The organism is Azorhizobium caulinodans ORS 571 (assembly GCF_000010525.1).
GTDB lineage: Bacteria > Pseudomonadota > Alphaproteobacteria > Rhizobiales > Xanthobacteraceae > Azorhizobium > Azorhizobium caulinodans.
Map to the genome: position 1 here is coordinate 1,738,152 of NC_009937.1, position 13,989 is coordinate 1,752,140.

Consider the following 13,989-nt stretch of genomic DNA (forward strand, 5'->3'; position numbering starts at 1 on the left):
TGGAAATGTTGAATTTCAGGGCTTGAGATGGGCTACCAGATTGGGCTACCCGTGGGCTACCGGGAGGAATCGAAGGCGGCTCCGATGGGTCTGGACAGGCGCTATCTCAAGAAGCATGGCAACCAATGGATTGTGGTCATCAAGGTGCCCGACAGGCTGCGCCACATCGTCGGAAAAGCGCATCTGAAGGTCCCCTTGCACACGGACAGCCTCGCCATCGCCAACCGGGAGAAGTTCAGGATCGTCGCTGACATGAAGGCTCGGCTTCAGCGGGCGGAGGAGCAACGCAAGAGCCGGGCCGGCCTTGTTTCAGATCCCCTTATTGAGGAGGCCCTTCAGTGGCGGGAGAGCATTGCTGTTGCCGAGGCTGATCCCGGCCCCTTCATTTACGATGACGACGACGTGACCGAGGATGCGAGGGACGTCACCCTTTCTTTACTGCGTGATCGGGCCGAGGAGATCGCGCGGAAGGAGGGGCTTAAGAAGGCTGATGACTTTCATGCCATCGCCAAGGGCAAGGCGACCCCAATCCTGCCGATGATCGACAAATGGTTGGCCGAGAGGCCAATGAAGCCACGACAGCAGACCGACTATCGCAGGGCGGCTCTCAAGTTCACCTCGTGGCTGACGGTGAAGAACGAGACGGCGGCCGTCGAGCGGATCACGAGAAAGCTTGCCGGAAGGTACATCACGGAATCGTTCGTCGAGACCGGAGTGAACCCGCGCACCGCCAACAAGGACATCTCCTGCCTTTCGTCCTTCTGGAAGTGGCTGGAGCGGAAAGGGCACGTCGAGGACAATGTCTGGGCGCGGCAGTCTCTGGCGAAGCGTGAGCCTCCGAAGGCCGAAGCAAAGCGGCCCTACACAGATGACGAGATGAGGGCGCTGTTCGGTGGGGCGCCGAGCGTTCTTCTTCGCGACATGATGGCGATTGCCGCACTCTCGGGGATGCGCGTGGAGGAGATTGCGCGGCTCACCGTCGCCGACATCTTCAACGGCTGCTTCGACATCACCGAGGCCAAGACGAAGGCGGGCGTGCGCATGGTGCCAATTCATCCTGCGCTCGATGGCATCGTTTCCCGGCGGACGAAGGACAAGGCTCCATCCGCGCCGCTGTTCCCAGAGCTGCCGATCCCCAAGCCCGGTTCACCCATCGAGCGGTCGCAGAAGGTGGTGAAGGCATTCACCGCATACCGGAGGAAGATTGGCGTGGACGATGTGCCGAAAGCAGCCCGTCAGTCCCGCGTGGATTTTCACAGCTTCCGGCGCTGGTTCGTCACCAAGGCTGAGCAGGCCCATCAGCCTGTTCACTTCATCGAGGCTCTGGTCGGTCATAAGAGGTCGGGCATGACCCTCGGGCGCTATTCGGAAGGGCCGCTCGTGCAGCAGATGCGGGCTGTGGTGGAGGCGGTGCAGCTACCCACGGGCTGTCTGGTCGAGTGAATGGCTTGGTGTCGGGGCGGTGGACCAGTGACGCTATCAGACGTAGCAGCGCAGGCTTGGGAGGCGCAACGGGCCATTCAGCAGCTTCAGCCGCAGCCCTATTATGGCCCATCCTACGGGCCGACTCAGGCGAGGCCGTACAGGCCCTATTGAGTCGCCCCGCTACTAACCCGCTAGCCGACCGGCGGAAGGGGCTCTACGGGGCTCTTTTTGCGTTTCTGAGGGTGCTGCCTTGTCAAGCAGGGTGCCGTGATTAATCTTACCCAATATCAAGGCGTATGGGAGGGACAAGTGGGAGAGGCTAAAAGGCGACAGAAAAATCAACTTGGTATGGATAGTGATGTTAAAGGTTTGGTTGTCAGTAATCCAATTGAAATTCAGGGTACTAGCCTTTTCGCCAAGAGTAGCAACTTGGATGTACAAGAGCTGAGGGCTGCATTGTTGTATTGGGATAAGTTGGTCTGGCCTAGTTCGAGGATGGTTTATTTTTCAAGTGGTCCAGATGAGCAATTTCTCGAAGACGCCGGTGTTCTTAGTCGGCCATCTTACAGCTTTAATGGCGATGTTGCTCAGGGTATGGCCAAGACGCAAATAATGGCCTTTCAAGAGCTGGATAGTCGAGAGCCGGGGAAATGGTCTCTGGCGCAGGGGCAGAATTCGTTTCTTCTGTTAGATGGCCAGCTTGTCAATGGCAAATCCGCAGAGGTTGAATTGGTTCGGGCAATCCCCGTACCCAATAAAGACGTCCCATTGGCCGATATTTTGGAGTTCAAAGCGAAGCGCCATGACGAGCTTATGCATCTCCGATCGGAGATAGACGGCTTGTTCGCGCAAATCGGAGCGGCGGACGATCCCAAGGCTAAACTGGAGGAAAACGTAAGAAAGGTCGATGTGGCTTGCGCGGATGTGCTTAGACTCGGCAAGGAGTGGCATTTCCCTATGCGCTTAACGAATTTCAAGCCCACCTATGAGGTCCGGCCGCTGGTTACCCTTATTGGTGGAATTGGCGGCTTTGGTGCAGCTCAGAGCGTGGGGCTTCCCGTCACAGGTGCGATTTTGGCAGGGATGGGCGCTGCGGCTACAGCTACAGCGCCTGCCGTTAAGTGGTCCTTCGATGGTTTTGAATGGAGGGGCTTGCGCCCTCGCCTCGGCCCATACCGCTATGTCTACCACTTCCACAACGAGGTGTTTTGATCTGCGGTGCGGGGACTGCCTATCTTGCTGGCAGTCCTCCCCCCACGGGTTGAGGTGGGTCCGTAGGGCTCGGACATTCTGGTGCAAAAATCTGAGACGCTAACGCGCTGATGCGCGGCCGAAATTCCCCCGTGGGGGCGGCCTCCGCGTGCGTGGGCGCGAGCGAGTGCCGATGCAGGGCTTACCGAGCTAGACGGACTTCACCGGCGTCTGGCCCGGACCTCCTCAATCGTTGCGAAGAGTCTTGCCGCGTCCCGCAAAAGTGCAGTCACTGCACTGAACTCGCCAACTCCCCCACGCCTGCGCCCGCACCTCCCAACGGCGCAGGGCGAACAGCCGGGCTTGGGGTGGCTGAAGCCGCACGGAGGGAAGTAACTGGCGCTGCGTAACGTCAATCAGAATGAAGTTAGCCTCGTGAACCGAGGCGCGGCTGCATCTTGGGAAGACAGCTTCCTAAATCTATCCATCCGGGTGCTCACCATCGACGGCGAGCCGTGGTGCGTGGCCGCTGATGTCTGCCGGGCGCTCGGAATGCCTTCAGTGCCGGTAAGGGCACCGTGAGGCGTTGCTTGAGAGGGCTTCTTGAGGGCGAAACACGGTTCGTCCCCAAGTCTAGTGTCCACTCAGATGCTCCTACGAGTTTCCCTAACAGGGGCACGACTTGCATCTCCGAAAGCGGGCTCTATCGGCTCATCATCCGGTCTGAGAAGCCGGACGCCCGCGCCTTCCGAGATTGGAAGGCCCGCGAGGTCCTGCCGGCCATCCGAAGCGATCTGGCGACTGCTCGTGTTGGCGGTGCAGGATCGAAGGCAAGGAATGAAGCGCCGATAGGGAACATGCACAACCAACCTTGACGTTTGATACACTCCTTGGCTAGCCTGCCTCCGTTCGGTGAATGGAGGACCGGGCGTGATCCGGTATGTGACCTACAAGCGCGTTTCCACCGAGGACCAAGGCAAGAGCGGCCTTGGCCTTGAAGCCCAAGAACGCGACATCCGCATCTATCTCGACACCTACAGCCCGGAGCCTTGGCAGGTGGTGGCCGACGTGGTCGAGATCGAGAGCGGCGCCAACAGCGACAGGCCCGAGTTGTGGCGGGCCGTCGATCTGGCGAAGCGGTCGAGGGCGACCCTTCTGGTGGCGAAGCTCGACCGGCTGTCCCGGAAGGTGTCCCTCATCGCCACGCTGATGGATGACCCCAAGCTCACCTTGCGGGTCGCTTCCATGCCCCACGCGGACAAGTTCCAGCTCCACATCTATGCCGCTCTGGCGGAACAGGAGCGGGAGTTCATCTCCCTGCGGACGAAAGCAGCCCTCCGGGAGGCCAAGGCCCGAGGCCAGAAGCTTGGGGGACTGAGAGACGCGACGATGAAGCGAAACGCCGTCCTCAAGGCGAATGCCGATGCGCGGGCGTCGAAGCTCGACGGCATCGTCCGGCCACTGCGGGAGGCGAATGCCAGCCTGCGGGACATCGCGGACGCCCTCAACAGCGCAGGCGTGGAGACGCCACGGGGAGGCCGTTGGCACGCGGCAAGCGTGGGCAGGCTCCTCGACAGACTGGGTGTCTGACCTCCCGTCCTGTCGGGGTGTCCAGCCACGACGTGCAGTGACTGCACCGATGCAACGGCGGTCGCAACGACGACAATTCTCCCCCACTTTCAGAGGGAAGGGCGGGCTCCCCGAGGGACGATCATCGGAGCCGTTGGCGGTGTCGAGAGGCGGTGCCTGACCTCCGGCCCTGCCGGGGACACGCCCAGAAGTGCAGTCACTGCACCAACGGCCTCATCGTCTTCTGCCGAGACGATTGCCACTCACTTTCAGGGGGACAACAGGCCCTCGGAGGCAGATGCCCCGGCCGTTGGCCTGCCTCGCGCATCTTTCCTCAAGCGTGCGTGTGAATCTGTTGCACGCGCAAATCCCACCCACAATCACCAACACCCAGCGGGTCGCGACCAACGCGCGAACCCGCCCATTGTCATGGACCATCACATGGAAGGACATCTTCAACCAACGCCATCCCCCTCCTCGAAGTTGCTCGGAGAGAAGCCGCAAGCTGACGCCTTCGTGGTGTACGCGGACGGCTCGTCGCTCCAAAACCCTGGCCCTGCGGGTTGGGCGGTTCTCGTCATCCCGCCTCATGGAGGCCCGCAGACCTTCGCGGGATCGGAGCCATGGGCCACCAACAACCAGATGGAACTGCGGGCTGCCATCGAGGCCCTCAATGTGCTCCCGATGGATGCGGCGGGCGTGATCCGCTGCGACAGTGAGTATGTCGTCAAAGGCGTGTCCGATTGGCGTTCTGGATGGGAGCGCAGAGGCTGGCGCAACAGCAAAGGCCAGCCGGTTGCCAATGCAGACCTCTGGCGGACGTTGTACCGGCTATCCGATGACAGGCCCGGCGTTCGCTTCGCGTGGGTTCGGGGACATGCGGGGGACCCCGGAAATGAGCTTGCCGACATGCTCGCGAGAGCGGAGGCGTCCAAAGCGGCTGCCCGTGTTGCCCCTGTCTCGCTGCCCCACACGCTGCTGTGCGCAGGTGAAGCATCGTGACCGGCGGCAGCCACGTGAGGGTCGCGCTGGATGACCTCATCCTCGACCGAGAGTACCAGACGCGCCTTGCGCTCGATCACGGTGCTATCCGGCGATATGCCGATGCGATGCGGACGGGCCATAAACTGCCTCCCATCACCATCGCTCGGGTAGACGGAGCACCCGTGGTCATCGACGGTTGGCACCGGGTTCATGCGGCAAAGCTGGCGGGAATCGCTGCCCTGCCTGCCCTCCTGATTGATCCTCCTGAGGCCGAGCTTCCGTGGCTCGCCGCAGAGGCCAATCTACGGCACGGCGTGCCCCTGAAGCGAAGTGAACGGCGGAACGTGTTTCGGGCCTACGTTCGCGCGGGGCAGCATCTGAAGGGACGCAGGCGGATCAAGTCATCCCGCGAAATCTCGTCCGACCTTCACGGCCTTATCTCCCATGCCGGGGTTCTGAAGTGGATGGCGGAGGACTTCCCGCACATCCGGCGGCAGATGGGAAGAGCCGAGGATGAACCCCGATATGAAGGAGGTCTGGCCGTGGTGGACGTTGAGGAGCGCCGTGAGATGGCCGTGAGAAATGCCATTGGTGAGGTTGTCGCGCACGCTCGCGGGATCACCGATCCGCTCCGACGCGGACAGGTCATTGCCGAACTGCGGGCAGCTCTTGAGCGCATCGAGGCGGCTGCACCTTGGGAGCCGGTGCCAGCAACGGACGGGTTCGCAGACGACGACTTCTGAGCTTTTGTAAACGGTTGACGGTCGAGGCAACAAATCGGCCGTCAACCTTTTGTTTTGAAAGGCGAAAATTCCTCTGTCTGCATCGCGCGTTGTGGTCTGCGGGCGTCCAGCTTCGCGGGCCAAGTTCGAGAGGCCACCTCGTTTCGGGGCGGATGGCCATTATCAATGCCGACCCGATCCGCTTCGTATGTAAATCAGGTGAACATGCCCAGTGGCTCGAATAGGGGAGGACGGATGCAATCCTGTGATCGCATCACGCTACAGGTCCTGTGAGTGTGATGGGCCGGTCAGGCGGCGGTCGGGATCAGCAAGGCACCTTCCGGACCAACGCCCAAAGCACACAGAGCTTGGCGGGCGTGCGTGGGCTACCAGCTTGGGCTACCGGTGGGCTACCAGAGTGCGCAGGCTCTGGCTTAAATAGTTGATTTTAAAGGAAAAATTTCCAAACAAAAGCTCTGGCTGGGGCGCCAGGATTCGAACCTGGGAATGGGGGAATCAAAATCCCCTGCCTTACCACTTGGCTACGCCCCAAAGCGCAGGGCCGGGACCATATCCGCACCCGCCGTCGGCGCGCAACCCGTTCCCGTGGCACAACCCACAGGCCGCATGCGCGGCGATGCGGGCGGGCCGGTCAGGCGCCCTTGAAGCGGGGGGCGCGTTTCTCGGCAAAGGCGAGCCGGCCCTCACGATAATCCGCGCTGGCATTGGCGGCCGCGGCGAGACGCCGGGCCTCCGCGAAGGCGCCGCCGCCCGCACCCTCTGCGGCGCGGATGGCGAGCTTGGCCGCCTTCAGCGTCAGCGGGGCATTCTCGGCCATGCGCGACAGCAGGCGCTCTGCGGCCGCGTCCACCGCGTCCGCGGCGGCGATCTCGTCCACGGCACCAAGGGCGAAGGCGCGCTCCGCCGGCAGGCGCTCGGCGGTGAACAGCATCAGCCGAGCGGCTTGCGGGCCGAAGGCACGCACGAGGCGGGAGACGCCGCGCGGATCATAGCCGAGGCCGAGGCGCGCGGCAGGAATGGCGAAGAAGGCGTCCGTCGCCGCAAGGCGCAGGTCGCAGCAGGCGGAAAGCGCCGCACCGGCACCGACGCAGGCCCCGTGCACGAGGGCGAGGGTGGGAAAGGGCAGGGCCTGGAAGGCGGCACAGGCCGCTTCCACCACGTCGTCATAGGTCTGCGCGCCGGAGGCGTCCGCCCGCGCGGCGTCGAAATCGGAAATGTCTGCCCCGCCCGAGAAGGCCAGCGTGCCCTCACCCCGGATCACCGCCGCGCGGATGTCGCTGCGGCCTCCCGCCTCGGCGGCGAAGTCCGCCAGCGTCTTCCACATGCCGCTCGAGATGGCATTGCGGCGCTGGGGATTGGACAGGACGAGACGGGCGATGCCGCCCTCCACGGTGACGAAAACGGCGCTTGAGGCCGGCGCGGGTGCGGACGTCATGGTGCCCCCTCAGTCCTGGCCGCGCTCCAAGACAGGGCGCGGGCTTCGTGCGGTGGCGCCGGGACGATGCCTGCCCGGTGCCGACGCCTCCATATGCCCGGAATGTGCGCAGCCTGCCACCCCCCTGCGGCCTTGGGGACAGGCTGAGGGCGGACGATTGGGCTGGGAAATATCGGGATGTGGAGCTCAGGGAAGATGGGACGGCGCCCTCTAGAAAGGCACCGTCCCACCCCTACGGGCACCGGTCAGGGCTTGGTACCCGAAGCTCGCGGCGCGTCAGCGATGCACCGGATGTTCTTCGCTATACAACCTGCCGCGATCATTCCTGCAAGGAAAATCTCGCCGCTTTGCACCATTCGTTCAAAGCTCAAGCGTCGCGAAAGAAAAGTCATGCATTTCAGCATTCCTCCGCGACCGAGCGGCGGTAGCGGGGACTGGGATAGGTGCGTGTTTTTTAATCGCGACGAAACACCACATTGGCCCCGAACCCGACGGAAAGTGCCGCAAATACAACCGCGAGGCCGTATAAAAAGCCTTCATTCTCGGCAAATCCGGCCATCCTGGCCTCAAATCCCGCCTTGCGGATTTCGAATGCCGTACGGGCTTCGGCCACGAGAACCCCGTCCCGCAGCAGCTTTGCCACCACCTCATAGCGGCCGGTGCGGGCGCGTCCCGGCAAGGCGAATGTCGCGCGGAAGGCGCTGGGCGACAGGAAGCTCACCCCCTGCGGCTGCTCCTCGTAGAGCCCTTCCGATTCCTTGATCCGCAGGAAGGCGGCGCGGAACGGATCGTCCGTGACCACGTCGGCGAAGTCCGGCCCCACCCGCTGGATGAAGATGTTCCGTGACAGGCCGATCTGCTCCCGGCGCAGCAGTTCCGCCGGTGCCATCTCCGCCGCCGGACGACTGGTTGCGACGGCGAGATAGGACGGGGTGTCGATGAAGGTGCGGCTGTCGGTATTGATCCAGAGCCCCAGCAGGCGCGACTTGCGCCAGGTCACGGCCGTCTCGTGCGGGCCGCGCACCGTCACCGCCACATCATAAGAGCCGGGCGTCGCACCCTCGATGGCGCCGAACAGCACGAGCTCGACGCCCGCGAAATTGGAGGAGATGCGCACGTCCGCCTGCGACGGCGAGAGCACCAGCCGTTCGGCATGGGCGCGGCCCGCGCCGCACGCCAGGGCGAGACCCAGCAGCATCGCCGCGAGTGCTCTCATGGCTGGACACTCCGTGCCGGCGAGAGGCCACGGGCCTCCTGAACGCTGACGGCATAGGGATCGGCCGGCGTGCGCACGAGGTCATAGCCGACGCGCAGGCCGACACAGAGCACCAGCAGGCCCAGCAGCAGGCGCAGGTGCTCGGCCCGCATGCCCTGTCCGGCGCGGGCGCCGAACTGTGCGCCCACGGTGCCCCCCAGCATCAGGATCAGCGCCAGAACGGCATCCACCGTGCCGTTCACGGTCGCCTGGAGGATGGTGGCGATGCACATGGTGACGAGGGTGATGACGAGCGAGGTGCCCACCGCCGTCTGGGTCGGCACCCGCAGCATATAGATGAGCGCGGGCACCAGAATGAAGCCGCCGCCGATGCCGAGCAGGGCGCCGAGAAAGCCGATCACGAGGCCAAGGCCCACCACTGGCAGCAGCGACACATAGATGCGCGAGCGGCGGAAGCGCATCTTGAACGGCATGCGCAGGAACCAGGCTCGCGTCCCCGGCCGGCGGACCAGTGCCGCCTGTCCGGCGCGTGTCCGGGCGATGGCGCGCACGCTTTCGGTCAGCATCAGCAGGCCGAGCGTGGTGAGCAGCGTCACGTAGGAGATGCCGATGACGAGATCCACCTGCCCATAGGCCCGCAGCACCGTGAAGGTGCCGACGCCGACCACCGTCCCGGTGAGGCCGCCCATCAGCAGCATGCCGGACAGTTGCAGATCCACCATGCCTTTGCGGAAATAGGACAGGGCGCCGGAGAAGGAGGAGGCGGCCATGTGAGTGGAGACGCTCGCCACCGCCACAGCCGGCGGCACGCCGATGAACAGCAGCAGTGGCGTCATGAGGAAGCCGCCGCCCACACCGAACATGCCGGAGACGAAGCCCACCGCTGCCCCGAGCGCGAACAGGGTGAACATGGCGACGGGCAGTTCGGCGATGGGCAGGTAGATGGTCATGGGAGGGCGGTTTTCCGCGCCGCGCCCACCAGCGCCACCAGCAGGTCGCCCAGCGCGGCGAGATGGGCTGTGTCATAAGCGGCCCGCCGCCCCTTCGGCACGCCCGGCAGATGGATGAACACGGCCGGAGTGTCGCGCTGATGCGCCCTGAGGGCGGCGAATGTCTCGAAGGAAAGCGCGTTGCACAGATAGCGGCCGGCGTCGCGGGAGAGCGCGCTTGGGACCCGGCGGCCCAGCGCCGCCTGGAGATGCCTTGGCCGGACTGGGGCCGGCAACACGCCGGGCGCGTCGGACCTGAGGCGCCGGGCGACCGGATGGCGGCGCAGGGCATCGGGCGCGTCCTTCGTGGCATTCACGGCCCGCGTTTCCACGCACAGGCGTTTGCGGCGCGCGGCGACACCCAGCATGAGGACCACGTCCGGTGCTTCGTCCGAAATCCAGTCCGCCACCTGCGGCAGCATCTCCCATGTGGTGGGCAGCAGCTTCAGGCGGACGTCGAGACCCGCCAGCGCGGGGCGTCGCAGCCGGGCGAGCTTGCCGGCGAGGCGTCCGGAGGGGTTGGATGGCACGCCGGGAAAGGGGCCGAAGCCGCAGATGAGCACGCGGAGCGGCAGCGCCATTGGCTCAAAGCCCCAGCAAGGCGGCGATCTCGTTCGCCGCGAGGGTTGGGGCGAGCGTGCCGTCGGCGACGCTGCGTTCCAGGCCGGGGAGCCGTGCCTTGATGGCGGGATCCGTCCGTACTTTTTCCGCGAGGCGCTCCTGGAGCAGGGTCCACATCCAGCGCACCTGCTGGGCCTGACGGGTCGCCGCGAGCGCGCCGGCGGCCTCGGCCGCTTTGCGATGGTCGAGAACGGCCTCCCACACCTGCGCGACGCCATCGTCCGTCAGGGCCGAATAGGTGAGAACGCGCGGCGACCAGAAGGGCTGGCGGGCGCCGAGCAGATGCAGCGCCGCGCGATATTCGCCCGCCGCCGCGCGGGCGCGGGGCAGGTTGTCGCCATCGGCCTTGTTCACGGCCACGATGTCGGCGAGTTCCAGCACACCCTTCTTGATGCCCTGCAGTTCATCGCCCGCGCCGGGCAGCATGAGCACCAGGAAGGTGTCGGTGAGATCGGCCACCGCCGTCTCCGACTGGCCCACGCCCACCGTCTCCACCAGCACCACGTCGAAGCCGGCAGCCTCGCACAGCAGCATGGTTTCGCGGGTCTTGGCGGCGGTGCCGCCCAGCGTGCCGCCGGAGGGCGAGGGCCGGATGAAGGCATTGGGATCGGTGCCGAGCCGCGCCATGCGCGTCTTGTCGCCGAGGATGGAGCCGCCAGTGCGGGTGGAGGAGGGGTCCACCGCCAGCACCGCCACCTTGTGCCCGGCGGCGGTCAGATGGCTGCCGAGGGCATCAATGGTGGTGGACTTGCCGACACCCGGCACGCCGGTAATGCCGACGCGCACTGCATTCCCGGTGCGGGGCAGCAGCGTCTGGAGCAGGGCTTCCGCCCGGCGGCGATGGTCCGGCCGTCGGCTCTCGATGAGGGTAATGGCGCGGGCCAGCGCCGCCCGCTCGCCGCGCGCCACCTGTTCGGCCAGCATGGCGTCTGCTGCATCGGGCGCCGGGGCCGGCGGTGAAGCGAGGGGCGGAGAGGCGTCCATCGGCGGCATCAGACCTTGGGCGCAGGGGGCGGGAGGAGAGGCCTCCCGTGGTTCCCTGCGCGCTTCTATCAACGGGCCCGGTTCAGGCGGGCCCGCAGGGTGCCCTCCCGCAGGCGCGAAGGGAACCCCCGATGAGGCTCCTGATCGATGCTTTTCGGGGAGTGCCGTTCAGTGCGCCGGGGCGAGGCGGGGCCGCGAGGAGAGGGGCGCATATTCCACCCAGGCCCCGAAGGCGATGCCCATCACCCCCCACAGCACCGCCTGAAGACCGAGCGCCGACAGGCGGAACTGCCATAGGAGGCTGGCCGAAAACCCGTCCGGAACCTCGTCGATGGCGGGCAGCAGGGCCATGACGCCGGCGATCACCGCCACATAGGCCAGCGCCGCGATGAGGCTGCCGTTCCAGGCCCCGTTGCGGGCGGCCAGGCGGCGGGCGAGCGCGACGGCGCCCACCAGAGCGATGAGGGACGCCGAAAGCATGAGGAAGAACAGCCGAGTCCGCAGGCCGATGGTGGCGGCATCGCCCACCGCCGGCGGGTTGGGCGGATATTTCAGCCCCGGTACCAGCACCAGCGCGACGAAGGCGGCGAGCGCCAGCAGGGAGGCCACGGCGCGCGGCGACAGCGCGCCGAGCCGACCGTTGGCGAAGGCGAAGACCAGCGCGAGCAGCCCGCCCATGGCGGCGCCATAGACGGTGAGAGCCACCAGAAGGCCGGGACCGGCCTGCGTGGCGCGGCTGAAGACCTCTTCGTCGGCGGCCGCCGGGCCGTGGTCGTGGGCCTCGCCCGCGTGGGCATGGCCATCATGGCTGTGCGCGGCGGCCGGCGCGGGCTCCGCGTGGCTGTGGCCGCCGCTCGCTTCCTCGAAGGCGATGGCGAGCGCCACCTGAGGCTCGCCATAGAGGCGCGCGAAACCGAATGCGACGAGACCCGCGAGGACGCCGACCAGCATCCCGCGCAAAAGAAGAGAACCAACCATGGGAAATCCCCGGCTCAAAGAGGAGCGTGGCCGCGTCCGCAGGGACGCAGCAGCGTGTCGTCAGGCGGGAGGCCTGGATCAGTGGCAGGGGAAGCCGAGGAGATGGCGGCCGTCGTGGACGAATTCGTGCACGGAGGTGCCGGAGAAGATGGCCGTCGCGCCCTGTTCGGCACCGACGAAATAGACCGCGAGCAGCAGCATCAGGCCGCCGAAGACGGCCCAGGGCAGGATTTCGCCCACCGGGATGGGCGTGGCTGCGGGGCGGACGAGGATGTCGGAGGAAGCGATCGAGGCCATGGGTCTCTCCGGGGATGACGCGTCCCGAAATGGGAGAAGTGAAAACGTGCGGACCAGGTCTGGCTCTCGGCCCCGCTCAAGGTTGCGGAACCGATCACAGTGGCGCGACCGCGCCGGGTTTGCACCGGCTTCCGATCCGCAGACGAGATGCGACTATGTTACCCGGCGCCGACTCGTGTCAATCGCGGTTTTCCCCTGCCGCAGCGTCCGGAGACACAGGAAAATGACCCGCCGCCTGTTCCTCCTCTCCCACGGAATGACGCCCGCCCTGCGCGCCGCGGCCTTTCCGGCGGACGAGGCTCTGGAAGCCGGCGCGCTCATGGCCGCCCGCGCGCTGCCGTCCGTTCTGCCGCGCGCCCACCTGCTCCGGTGTGCGCCGGAGCGACGGACGCGGGAGACGGCCGAAGCCGCGGGGCTTGCGGCTTTACGGGAGGAGCGGCTGGCGGACTGGGACTGTGGCCGCTGGCGCGGGCTTGGTTTTGATGCTTTGGCTGCGGCGGAACCCGCCGCCGTGTCTCGCTGGCGGAATGATCCGGAAGCGGCGCCCCATGGCGGCGAGAGCCTGCTGACGCTTCTGGCGCGTCTGCGCGGCTGGATCGATGATCTTCAGCGGGAGCGGGACAGCGAGCGCGTGCTGGCCGTTACCCATCCCGCCGTGGTCCGGGCGATGGTCGTCGCAGCGCTCGATCTGCCGCCGGAGACCTTCTGGCGGCTCGATGTGCGGCCGCTGACGCTGACGGAACTGCGTGGCGGCAGAGGGGCCTGGAACCTCCTCACCTTCGCGGCGCCGCTCGGTCGCGCGGCGGCAGAAGCTGGCGAGGCCTGAACCGGGCGCCGGTCAGCCGTGGACGGGCAGACTTGCGACGAGATCGCGGATGCCCAGCCACATGATCTGCATGCCGATGCAGAGCAGGATGAAGGCGAACAGGCGCACCAGCACGTTGGTGCCGTTGGGCCCGAGGAAGCGCTCGATATCGCTGGCATAGCGATAGGCGAAATAGACCGAGGCCGAGACCGCCGCGATGCCCGAGAGCGCCCCCATGGCCTCGATGATCATATGGCCGTAGCCGTCCGCCGGATTGAACGTGCCCTGCGAGCCGAGCGCGATGGCGGTGGCGATGGAGCCGGGGCCCATCGTAAGGGGCATGGTGAGCGGATAGAATGCCTGCTGCTCCACCCGCAGGACGTCCACGTCCCGCGTTGCGGTGGCGTCCGGCGCCTTCTCCGCGCTCGCGTCTCCCTGATGCAGGATGTTCCAGCCGACGAAGGTGACGACGAGCCCGCCCGCCACCCGCAGCACCGGCAGGCTGATGCCGAAGAAGGTGAGGATGCGCGAGCCCGCCACCAGAGAAACCACCAGCAGGATGAAGCCGTAGATGGCCACCTTCATCGCCAGCGAGGCGCGCACCTGCGGCGCGCAGGCGCGGGTCATCTCATAGAAGATGGGCGCGCCGCCGAGCGGGTTCACGATGGGAAAGAGGGCGGCGAAGACCGCCACGAAGATGTTGATGAACTGGCTCAAGCCGCTCCCCGGCCTTGGTCTTTAAGGTTTTGAAG

Annotated in this window: 15 protein-coding genes, 1 tRNA gene and 1 riboswitch; of the genes, 7 read left to right on the plus strand and 9 right to left on the minus strand. The window is 65.8% G+C overall.

The features are described 5' to 3' along the window. Positions 1 to 27: 27 nt before the first annotated feature. From AZC_RS07875 to AZC_RS07895, 6 genes are all read left to right on the plus strand, one after another. On the plus strand, positions 28 to 1,443 hold the full coding sequence (locus AZC_RS07875; RefSeq protein ID WP_012170055.1) for a tyrosine-type recombinase/integrase: 1,416 nt from the start codon (positions 28 to 30) through the stop codon (positions 1,441 to 1,443). Positions 1,444 to 1,692: 249 nt separating this feature from the next. Then, positions 1,693 to 2,637 (plus strand): DUF6236 family protein, encoded by a 945-nt coding sequence (locus tag AZC_RS25455; RefSeq protein WP_148209818.1) that lies wholly within the window; start codon positions 1,693 to 1,695, stop codon positions 2,635 to 2,637. Positions 2,638 to 3,194: 557 nt separating this feature from the next. Continuing rightward, positions 3,195 to 3,491, plus strand: a complete 297-nt coding sequence (locus tag AZC_RS26410) for a BRO-N domain-containing protein (protein ID WP_420794823.1) — start codon at positions 3,195 to 3,197, stop codon at positions 3,489 to 3,491. A 55-nt stretch (positions 3,492 to 3,546) separates the two neighbouring features. Further along, complete coding sequence (locus AZC_RS07885; RefSeq protein ID WP_043879062.1) at positions 3,547 to 4,206, plus strand: recombinase family protein; 660 nt, start codon at positions 3,547 to 3,549, stop codon at positions 4,204 to 4,206. A gap of 420 nt (positions 4,207 to 4,626) precedes the next feature. After that, positions 4,627 to 5,187: a ribonuclease H family protein gene (locus AZC_RS07890; protein WP_012170057.1), complete on the plus strand. Its 561-nt coding sequence runs from the start codon at positions 4,627 to 4,629 to the stop codon at positions 5,185 to 5,187. Continuing rightward, positions 5,184 to 5,912 (plus strand): ParB/RepB/Spo0J family partition protein, encoded by a 729-nt coding sequence (locus tag AZC_RS07895; protein ID WP_012170058.1) that lies wholly within the window; start codon positions 5,184 to 5,186, stop codon positions 5,910 to 5,912. The genes AZC_RS07890 and AZC_RS07895 overlap by 4 nt, the downstream gene beginning before the upstream one ends. Positions 5,913 to 6,368: 456 nt before the next feature. On the opposite strand, the gene AZC_RS07900 is transcribed toward AZC_RS07895, so the two are convergent. From AZC_RS07900 to AZC_RS07935, 8 genes are all read right to left on the minus strand, one after another. After that, positions 6,369 to 6,443, minus strand: a tRNA-Gln gene (locus AZC_RS07900). A gap of 100 nt (positions 6,444 to 6,543) precedes the next feature. Continuing rightward, complete coding sequence (locus AZC_RS07905; protein ID WP_012170059.1) at positions 6,544 to 7,347, minus strand: enoyl-CoA hydratase-related protein; 804 nt, start codon at positions 7,345 to 7,347, stop codon at positions 6,544 to 6,546. A gap of 454 nt (positions 7,348 to 7,801) precedes the next feature. Then, positions 7,802 to 8,563 (minus strand): TIGR02186 family protein, encoded by a 762-nt coding sequence (locus tag AZC_RS07910; RefSeq protein WP_012170060.1) that lies wholly within the window; start codon positions 8,561 to 8,563, stop codon positions 7,802 to 7,804. Beyond that, on the minus strand, positions 8,560 to 9,513 hold the full coding sequence (locus AZC_RS07915; RefSeq protein WP_012170061.1) for a sulfite exporter TauE/SafE family protein: 954 nt from the start codon (positions 9,511 to 9,513) through the stop codon (positions 8,560 to 8,562). Before AZC_RS07915 ends, AZC_RS07910 begins: the two co-directional genes overlap by 4 nt. After that, positions 9,510 to 10,133, minus strand: coding sequence for a pyroglutamyl-peptidase I (locus AZC_RS07920; protein WP_012170062.1), 624 nt, complete (start codon positions 10,131 to 10,133; stop codon positions 9,510 to 9,512). The genes AZC_RS07915 and AZC_RS07920 overlap by 4 nt, the downstream gene beginning before the upstream one ends. A 4-nt stretch (positions 10,134 to 10,137) precedes the next feature. After that, complete coding sequence (meaB, locus tag AZC_RS07925) at positions 10,138 to 11,097, minus strand: methylmalonyl Co-A mutase-associated GTPase MeaB (protein ID WP_148209819.1); 960 nt, start codon at positions 11,095 to 11,097, stop codon at positions 10,138 to 10,140. 228 nt (positions 11,098 to 11,325) lie between these two features. After that, the gene (locus AZC_RS07930; protein ID WP_012170064.1) at positions 11,326 to 12,135 is read right to left on the minus strand and encodes a CbtA family protein; all 810 of its coding nucleotides are present in this window, start codon (positions 12,133 to 12,135) and stop codon (positions 11,326 to 11,328) included. A gap of 78 nt (positions 12,136 to 12,213) precedes the next feature. Next, positions 12,214 to 12,432 carry a CbtB domain-containing protein gene (locus tag AZC_RS07935; protein WP_043879063.1) on the minus strand — a complete coding sequence of 73 codons (219 nt, stop codon included), beginning with the start codon at positions 12,430 to 12,432 and terminating at the stop codon, positions 12,214 to 12,216. Between the two features lie 57 nt (positions 12,433 to 12,489). After that, positions 12,490 to 12,565, minus strand: a riboswitch (cobalamin riboswitch). A gap of 90 nt (positions 12,566 to 12,655) precedes the next feature. Between AZC_RS07935 and AZC_RS07940 the strand changes: the two genes are divergently transcribed. Next, positions 12,656 to 13,258 (plus strand): histidine phosphatase family protein, encoded by a 603-nt coding sequence (locus AZC_RS07940; protein ID WP_012170066.1) that lies wholly within the window; start codon positions 12,656 to 12,658, stop codon positions 13,256 to 13,258. Positions 13,259 to 13,270: 12 nt separating this feature from the next. Here the strand turns inward: AZC_RS07940 and AZC_RS07945 are convergent, their stop codons facing one another. Then, the gene (locus AZC_RS07945; protein WP_012170067.1) at positions 13,271 to 13,954 is read right to left on the minus strand and encodes a MarC family protein; all 684 of its coding nucleotides are present in this window, start codon (positions 13,952 to 13,954) and stop codon (positions 13,271 to 13,273) included. Positions 13,955 to 13,989 lie beyond the last annotated feature (35 nt).

Bases quoted from the DNA above. Each gene is read 5' to 3' on its own strand.
- AZC_RS07915 (WP_012170061.1), bottom strand. From the start codon at position 9,513: ATGACCATCTACCTGCCCATCGCCGAACTGCCCGTCGCCATGTTCACC.
- AZC_RS07930 (WP_012170064.1), bottom strand. From the start codon at position 12,135: ATGGTTGGTTCTCTTCTTTTGCGCGGGATGCTGGTCGGCGTCCTCGCG.
- AZC_RS07910 (WP_012170060.1), bottom strand. From the start codon at position 8,563: ATGAGAGCACTCGCGGCGATGCTGCTGGGTCTCGCCCTGGCGTGCGGC.
- AZC_RS07875 (WP_012170055.1), top strand. From the start codon at position 28: ATGGGCTACCAGATTGGGCTACCCGTGGGCTACCGGGAGGAATCGAAG.
- AZC_RS07890 (WP_012170057.1), top strand. From the start codon at position 4,627: ATGGAAGGACATCTTCAACCAACGCCATCCCCCTCCTCGAAGTTGCTC.
- meaB (WP_148209819.1), bottom strand. From the start codon at position 11,097: ATGCTGGCCGAACAGGTGGCGCGCGGCGAGCGGGCGGCGCTGGCCCGC.
- AZC_RS07920 (WP_012170062.1), bottom strand. From the start codon at position 10,133: ATGGCGCTGCCGCTCCGCGTGCTCATCTGCGGCTTCGGCCCCTTTCCC.
- AZC_RS07940 (WP_012170066.1), top strand. From the start codon at position 12,656: ATGACCCGCCGCCTGTTCCTCCTCTCCCACGGAATGACGCCCGCCCTG.
- AZC_RS07905 (WP_012170059.1), bottom strand. From the start codon at position 7,347: ATGACGTCCGCACCCGCGCCGGCCTCAAGCGCCGTTTTCGTCACCGTG.
- AZC_RS07935 (WP_043879063.1), bottom strand. From the start codon at position 12,432: ATGGCCTCGATCGCTTCCTCCGACATCCTCGTCCGCCCCGCAGCCACG.